Source organism: Streptomyces sp. NPDC006450 (genome assembly GCF_040612195.1).
GTDB lineage: Bacteria > Actinomycetota > Actinomycetes > Streptomycetales > Streptomycetaceae > Streptomyces.
Map to the genome: position 1 here is coordinate 1 of NZ_JBEXPT010000208.1, position 6,259 is coordinate 6,259.

At 71.4% G+C, this 6,259-nt stretch carries 8 protein-coding genes and 1 pseudogene; 6 read left to right on the top strand and 3 right to left on the bottom strand.

The annotated features are described in order from the left end of the window. Positions 1–672: MFS transporter (locus ABZY57_RS31680; RefSeq protein ID WP_356517825.1), on the bottom strand; the 672-nt coding region annotated here is incomplete at its 3' end. Between the two features lie 513 nt (positions 673–1,185). Here ABZY57_RS31680 and ABZY57_RS31685 point away from each other — a divergent pair. From ABZY57_RS31685 to ABZY57_RS31710, 6 genes are all read left to right on the top strand, one after another. Further along, complete coding sequence (locus ABZY57_RS31685) at positions 1,186–1,341, top strand: DUF6131 family protein (protein WP_356517827.1); 156 nt, start codon at positions 1,186–1,188, stop codon at positions 1,339–1,341. A 38-nt stretch (positions 1,342–1,379) separates the two neighbouring features. Further along, on the top strand, positions 1,380–1,616 hold the full coding sequence (locus tag ABZY57_RS31690; RefSeq protein WP_356517829.1) for a DUF6213 family protein: 237 nt from the start codon (positions 1,380–1,382) through the stop codon (positions 1,614–1,616). Positions 1,617–1,660: 44 nt separating this feature from the next. Beyond that, complete coding sequence (locus ABZY57_RS31695) at positions 1,661–1,990, top strand: hypothetical protein (RefSeq protein WP_356517831.1); 330 nt, start codon at positions 1,661–1,663, stop codon at positions 1,988–1,990. A 162-nt stretch (positions 1,991–2,152) separates the two neighbouring features. Then, positions 2,153–2,332, top strand: coding sequence for a CsbD family protein (locus tag ABZY57_RS31700; protein ID WP_356517833.1), 180 nt, complete (start codon positions 2,153–2,155; stop codon positions 2,330–2,332). Positions 2,333–2,620: 288 nt separating this feature from the next. Next, positions 2,621–2,986 (top strand): STAS domain-containing protein, encoded by a 366-nt coding sequence (locus ABZY57_RS31705; protein WP_356517835.1) that lies wholly within the window; start codon positions 2,621–2,623, stop codon positions 2,984–2,986. 13 nt (positions 2,987–2,999) lie between these two features. Further along, a complete protein-coding gene (locus ABZY57_RS31710) occupies positions 3,000–3,512 on the top strand; it encodes an ATP-binding protein (RefSeq protein WP_356517837.1) in 513 nt (170 codons plus the stop codon). Between the two features lie 53 nt (positions 3,513–3,565). On the opposite strand, the gene ABZY57_RS31715 is transcribed toward ABZY57_RS31710, so the two are convergent. Together ABZY57_RS31715 and ABZY57_RS31720 are read right to left on the bottom strand one after the other, a co-directional pair. After that, positions 3,566–4,456, bottom strand: coding sequence for a SigB/SigF/SigG family RNA polymerase sigma factor (locus ABZY57_RS31715; protein ID WP_356517839.1), 891 nt, complete (start codon positions 4,454–4,456; stop codon positions 3,566–3,568). A gap of 198 nt (positions 4,457–4,654) precedes the next feature. Continuing rightward, a pseudogene (locus tag ABZY57_RS31720) lies at positions 4,655–6,124 on the bottom strand (SpoIIE family protein phosphatase); the annotation flags it as partial. Between the last annotated feature and the right edge of the window lie 135 nt (positions 6,125–6,259).

Consider the following 6,259-nt stretch of genomic DNA (forward strand, 5'->3'; position numbering starts at 1 on the left):
GGGCGACGCGTCCCCCGTCGCCTCGTCCCCTACCGCCGCACCCCTCGCGCCCGCGGCCACGCGTCCCTCGGCTCGCGGCTCCCGGGTGCGCCAGACCAGCGCGGCGGCCGCGAGGAACGACAGCGCGTTGGCCAGGATCAGCGCCTGGTAGGCCGCTGCGGTCCCGACCGCGAGACCCCCGGCGGCGATCCCCGCACCCACCGCGTAGCCGGCGTTCGCCGTGCTGCGCGACAGGGCCTGATAGGTGCCCCGTCGCTCACCCGCCACCCGTGTGGCGAAGAGCATCTCCAGGGCCTTGGCCGCCCGGTCGCCGAGGTAGGTGACGGCGACCAGGGGCAACAGCACGTCGAAGCGGGTGACCACGAGCAGTGCGCCGAGGGTCCCCAGGCGCAGCAGGTGACAGCCGATCAGCAGGGAACGCACCGGGAAGCGGCCCGCCAGGTGCCCCGCCAGAGGCGATCCGGCGATGCCCGCCACGGCCGCGGCGCCCAGCAGGAGGCCGATCCGGCCGGCGTCCAGGCCGAGGACGAACGTGAAGTAGAGGACCGAGGAGGCCGCCCACACACCCGTGCCGGTGCGGTCGAGGAGCTGGGCGAGCAGCATGATCCGAGCGTCCCGGCCCCCGGGCGGCCGCCGCAGTTGCGCCACCAGCCCGGGCCGCCGTTCCTGCACCGGCCCCCGCCGCCCTCGCCACCCCTGCGAACCCTGCCGCCCCCGCGCACCCCGCCGGATCCCCGTACCCCGCCGCCGCATCCCATGCCTCCGAGCCCCCGCGAAAGTATCTCGATATCGAGATACCAGCGGCAGCCTGCCTCAGATCAATCTTGACGTCAAGATACTTCCGGTCGAGGGCCTCCCCCAGATGGCGCCCTGGCGCCTTGCCCTCTGAGGCCGCGCGGCGAAGGCCGCGATCAGCAGAGCCGTCCCCACGGCCGGCCACCTGGTGCAGTCGCCCACGCGCCCGGAACGCAGCCGGCGCACCGGGAGCACCGCCGTGCGGGTCACCACCCCTTCCCGTACCAGTGATGGGCGGGTGCACGCCGCCGGCCGCCGCGCACACCCGCCCATCACCGGACTTGGCCGCCCCCCACCCCGACCCCACCGCTGCCGGATCGACAGGGCCGCCACGGCGCGCATTCCGGCAGCGGATCGGGGCAGAAGCAGCCTGCGAGATGGGAGAACATCATGATCGTGCTTGGCATTGTCCTGTTGATCCTCGGTTTCCTCTTCGGCATTTCGATCCTGTGGACGTTGGGGATCATCCTCGTCGTCATCGGGGTCGTCCTGTGGGTGCTCGGCGCCGTCGGGCACGCAGTCGGAGGACGGCGGCACTATTGGTAGCGCGGACGCGCACCGGACGGCTCCCGGGAGACGGTTCCATGATCCAAATTTCCATTCCGCTGATACCCGCGGATGACGGCGCACTGCTGATCCCCGCCGATCACGTCACCGACCTCCTGCGCCGCCTCGCAGCCGACTGGCTGGCAGCGGAGCACAGCGGTGAGATGCGCGGCGACGAGCAGACCGTCCAAGACCTGGCGAGCGTGCTGACCGAACTCGCCGATCAGATCGACGTCGAATGCATCGGGTTCGCTTCCGCCGCTCCACATCCCTAGAACGGCGGCCGCGCACCGGGACTCGGCAGGAGAGGGGCTTCGCCATGGACGGCCCTGAGCTCTCTCGTCAGGAGCTGATGATCCTCAAGGACATGGAGCAGGACCTGCGTGCCGACCGGCTCCTGGACCGCAGGCTTCGCACGCTGCGCCGCGGCATCAGGCCCTGGACCCCTCCGGGGAACTGGCTCCGCCGGCACGGTGCCGCCCTGTACGCGTGGCTCCTCGGTACCGCCGGCGCGGTCCTGCTCGTCTACGCCGTCACCACGCCCTCGCCCCCACTCATCTGGGCCTTCGCCGCCGTCTGGGTGCTCACCCTCGTGCGGCTCATCCGGCTCACGATCGGCTGGTGCCGCACGCACGACCTCGGCGGGTGACGCCTTCCCGGTGGAAGCCCACGAGCACTCCTCGCCGGACTCCCGCCGCGCCGAGCAGCCGCGATATCGGACGATTCACTACGAATTGCAGGCGGTCGCCCCCTGCCGCATGGTGGCAGCAGTATCTCCCCCGCAAGACCCCTCAGGAAGGTGGCACGCGTCATGAGCAAGGCGAAGGCGAAGGCGAAGCAGGCCAAGGGAAAGGTCAAGGAGGAGCTCGGCGGCGCGATGGACGACACGCGCATGCAGGCGGAGGGAAGCGCCGAGCGGATGACGGGCAAGGCCGAGGAAATGACCTCCGAAGCCGCCGCCAAGATGAAGAAGGCCAAGGGCCAGCACTGAGGATGCCGCCAGAGCACGGCGAGTACGATCCCGCCCGGCCGCCTCCCCCACACGCGGAGGCGGCCGTGGTCCGTCTGTCGGGCGAAATGGACATCAGCCGGGTCGACGAAGTGGCCACACGCTGCCCCTGGCCGTGCCGAGCGCGCGGATGACGCGCCTGCTGGAGAACACCGGCTCGCTTCCCCTCATCCCCATCGACACCGCCCCGCCCGGGTTTGCCGACCCCTGACCGGGTAGGCGCGAGACGTATCCGCAAGGGCGACCGAACGACCGGGGAAGGGGTGCGCCATGCCCTCGGTGGACGAGGACCGCTTCGCGGTCGACGTGCGACCCCTCGACGGGGCCACCGTCCTGACCTTGGCCGGAGAGCTCGACCACGACACCGCCGACCCCTTGGACGCGGCCCTCGAAGCCGCCCGGGCAGATGGCGGGCGGCGCCTGCTGGTCGATGTCAGCGGGCTCGCGTTCTGCGACTCCACCGGATTGAACGTGTTGCTGCACCACCGGATGGCGACCCGGGAATCCGGTGGCAGCCTCGAACTGATCGGCCTGCACCGGCCGATCTCGCGCATGTTCCACGTCACGGGCGCCGGGGGGCTCTTCCCTCAGCACCCCGATGTGGAGGCGGCTCTCGCGAGCCACCGGCGCGCGTAGCTGAGGAGCACGGATGGACCAGCGCGGGCCATCGGAATGGACCCGGCGTCTGCTGGTGCACGGCACCGCCGATGCCGTCGGCCGGTGCCGCGACTTCGCCCGCCGGGCCCTCACCGACTGGCAGTGGCTGCCGGAGGCCGGCAGCGGCAGCGCGTACGGGAACGCCGGCGACGACGAGACGGCGGAAACCGCGAGCGACGTGCTGCTCCTGGTGTCCGAAGTGGTGGCCAACGCCTGCATGCACGCGGGCGGGCCGAACTCACTGGTGCTGCACTACACCGCCGAGCGGCTGCGCATCGAGGTCACTGACCCCAGTCCGGTCGTACCCGTCTACCGGCTCCCCACCGATCCGGCCCGGCCGGGCGGACACGGACTGCTCATCGTGAAGCGGCTGGCCCTCGCGTGGGGGGCGGATCCCGTCGACGGCGGGAAGTGCGTATGGGTGGAGATCGCCACTCCGCCGGCCCTGCGGGAGCGCCGGGAAACCCTCCCGGGGCGGCCGGACAGGTCTCGCAGCCCGGCCTGAGCACCCGCCACGGCAGCTCCGCCCGGCTCCCGGTCCGTCCCGCGACGCCCGCCCTACCGTCGCTCCGTGCCGGTCGGCGCCCGGGTCCGTACCGCCCCGGCGCCCGGCTCCGCGCCGGTCTCACCGTCTTGGTCACCCTCGTCCTCGTCCTCGTCCTCCAGCATCCCGGTCCGCAGCCTGGCCATGATGCGGCTCAGCAGTCGTGAGACGTGCATCTGCGAGAGGCCGAGCCGATCGCCGATCTCGGACTGGTTCAGCTCCTGACCGAAGCGCAGCGAGAGGATCAGCCGGTCGCGCTCACTGAGCGTGGCGAGCAGCGGCTTCAGCGTCTCCAGGCATTCGATGCGGTCGTACGCCGCCTCCTCCTCCCCCAGCGGCCACTCCCGGGAGGCGCCCTCCGCCTCGGGGCCCACCGGAGCGTCCAGCGATCCCGCGAGATAGCCGTTCGCCGCCCGGCGGCCCTCGTCCAGTTCCTCCGTGGTGATGCCGAGGTGCTGCGCCAGTTCCTCGTCGGTCGGGTGCCGTCCCAGTCGCTGTTCGAGCGCGTCGTGGGTTTTGGCGATGTCCAGGCGGAGTTCCTGGAGGCGCCGGGGCACCTTCACGGACCAGCTGGTGTCGCGGAAGAACCGCTTCATCTCGCCGGTGATGGTGGGAATGGCGAACGTGGTGAATTCGACCCCCCGCTCGACGTCGTACCGGTTGATGGCCTTGATCAGGCCCACCGTGCCGACCTGGACGATGTCCTCCAGCGGCTCGGAGCGGTTGCGGAAACGGCGTGCCGCGTATTTCACCAGGCTGAGGTTGAGCTCGACGAGCGTATTGCGCACGTACGAGTATTCCGGCGTCCCCTCGCTCAGCTCCTTCAGCCGCCGGAAGAGCGCGACGGACAGGGTCCGCGCCTCGCCGGTGCTGACGGTGAGCGGATCCTCCGGGACATCGGGCATCTCGGTGCGGAGGTCGATGCGGAGCGGATCCTCGGTGTCGCTGGAAACGGGTGACATGAGCTTCCTCCGACGGGTTGGTGGGCACCGGCCGACCCCGAGCGGGGCGACGGGAACCGTCGTGGTCTTCCCGAGGGGATATACCCACACGGCGGAAGGCTGACCCCTTTTACGGAACATCCCGTCCGGTACGTGGACGTCCAGGACGCAGATGTCGTCGCGGTGGGCCGGGCGCGGTGCGACGAGCGTGCGGGCGAGGGTGTCGCCGCGGCCCTCCCGGACGAGCCGCACCGCCGTCTTCGCGAGCCGGTCGAGGCCGGCCTCGATGTCCTCGCCCGGTTCCTCGACGAGCCCGTCGGTGTAGAAGAGCAGGTGGTCGCCGGGAAGCAGGTCGATGGCGGCCTGCTCGTAGGAGGCGTCGAAGGTCGCGCCGAGCAGGGCGCCCCGCGGCTGGTCGAGGAACACCGCCCGGTCGCCGCGGATCAGCAGGGGCGGCAAGTGGCCTGCCCGTACCCAGATCATCCTCCGGTCCCGGGGGTCGTAGCGGGCCATGACCATGGTGGCGGTGGCACTGCCCGACGGCTCCGAACGGGTGTGCAGCAGAAGGGTGTTGAGCCGGTGCAGCACGTCGGGCAGGGGCGATCCGGTGACCGTCATGCCCTTGGCGGTGAACCGGAGCTGGGCCATGGTCCCGACCGCGGCCAGTCCGTGTCCGGCCACGTCTCCGACGACGAACAGGGCGCTCTCGTCGGGGAGTTCGATGGCGCTGTACCAGTCGCCGCCGACGTTGATCCCGCTGTCGGAGGGGACGTAGGCCACGTCGATGCACAGGCCGGCCAGTTCCAGGGACTGTGCGGGGATCGGCAGCAGGGTGTCCTGGAGTTTTGCGGCGAGCGCGCGTTCGGCCTGGAGCATGCCCCGCTGGAGCAGGACGGCCCGCTCGCTGTCGTGCAACGCGCGTTCCACGTCGTGCTGTGCGGTCAGGTCCTGGAAGAAGCCGTGCACCTCGACGGGGGCGCCGTCGGCGTCCGTCTGTGCCTCGGCGACGATCCGCAGGTGCCGGACCCCGCGCCGGGTGGTGATCCGGAACGGCTGGTCGATGGCCTCTCCCCCGCCCAGTAGGCGTCCGACGGCGGCGTCCAGCCGGGGACGGTCGTCGGGGACGAGGTGGCTCGGCAGTTCCTCCAGCCTCATCGGCCCCCGGGCCGGATCCCGGTCGAAGATGGCATAGACCTGATCGGACCAGGTGACGGTGTCGGTCACCAGGTTCCAGCCCGCCCAGCCGAGGTTGCCGAGGCGCTGCATGTCGGCCAGCCGGCGGGTCTCGCGCTGGCTGGTGTCATGGCAGATCCAGGACACGACCAGGTGGTCTCCGAGCCTGGACGCCCGGACCGAGTACACGGACTGCCGGGGAACGCCTGCGATCACTTCCTCGTAGGTGAAGGGTTCCCCCTCGTACCTGGTTCCGGTGGCGAGCGTCCCGAGGTACCCCTCCCACAGGGCAGTGCCGGCCAGGGTGGGGTAGATCTCCAGGATCCGGCGGCCCACGAGCTCCTTCCCGCGCCGGCCGGCGACGTCCACGGACTCGGGCGCCGCCGCGTCGATGCGGTAGTCCTCCACCTCACCCGTCTCCGAGCGCAGGGGCGTGAGCAGGGCCGCGGGTCCGACCATGGTGTCCAGGATCAGCTGGACGGTCGCCGCGTAGTCGCTCCCGGTCGCTCCCGCCGCCTCCGTGTCGCGAACGCGTTCGGGCGGCCCCAGGCGCCCCGCGCCCAGGCGGGGCGCCTGGCGCAGCAACACCCGGGA

Coding starts and splice junctions, on each gene's coding strand:
- ABZY57_RS31685 (WP_356517827.1), top strand. CDS start 1,186: ATGATCGTGCTTGGCATTGTCCTGTTGATCCTCGGTTTCCTCTTCGGC.
- ABZY57_RS31690 (WP_356517829.1), top strand. CDS start 1,380: ATGATCCAAATTTCCATTCCGCTGATACCCGCGGATGACGGCGCACTG.
- ABZY57_RS31695 (WP_356517831.1), top strand. CDS start 1,661: ATGGACGGCCCTGAGCTCTCTCGTCAGGAGCTGATGATCCTCAAGGAC.
- ABZY57_RS31700 (WP_356517833.1), top strand. CDS start 2,153: ATGAGCAAGGCGAAGGCGAAGGCGAAGCAGGCCAAGGGAAAGGTCAAG.
- ABZY57_RS31705 (WP_356517835.1), top strand. CDS start 2,621: ATGCCCTCGGTGGACGAGGACCGCTTCGCGGTCGACGTGCGACCCCTC.
- ABZY57_RS31710 (WP_356517837.1), top strand. CDS start 3,000: ATGGACCAGCGCGGGCCATCGGAATGGACCCGGCGTCTGCTGGTGCAC.
- ABZY57_RS31715 (WP_356517839.1), bottom strand. CDS start 4,456: ATGCCCGATGTCCCGGAGGATCCGCTCACCGTCAGCACCGGCGAGGCG.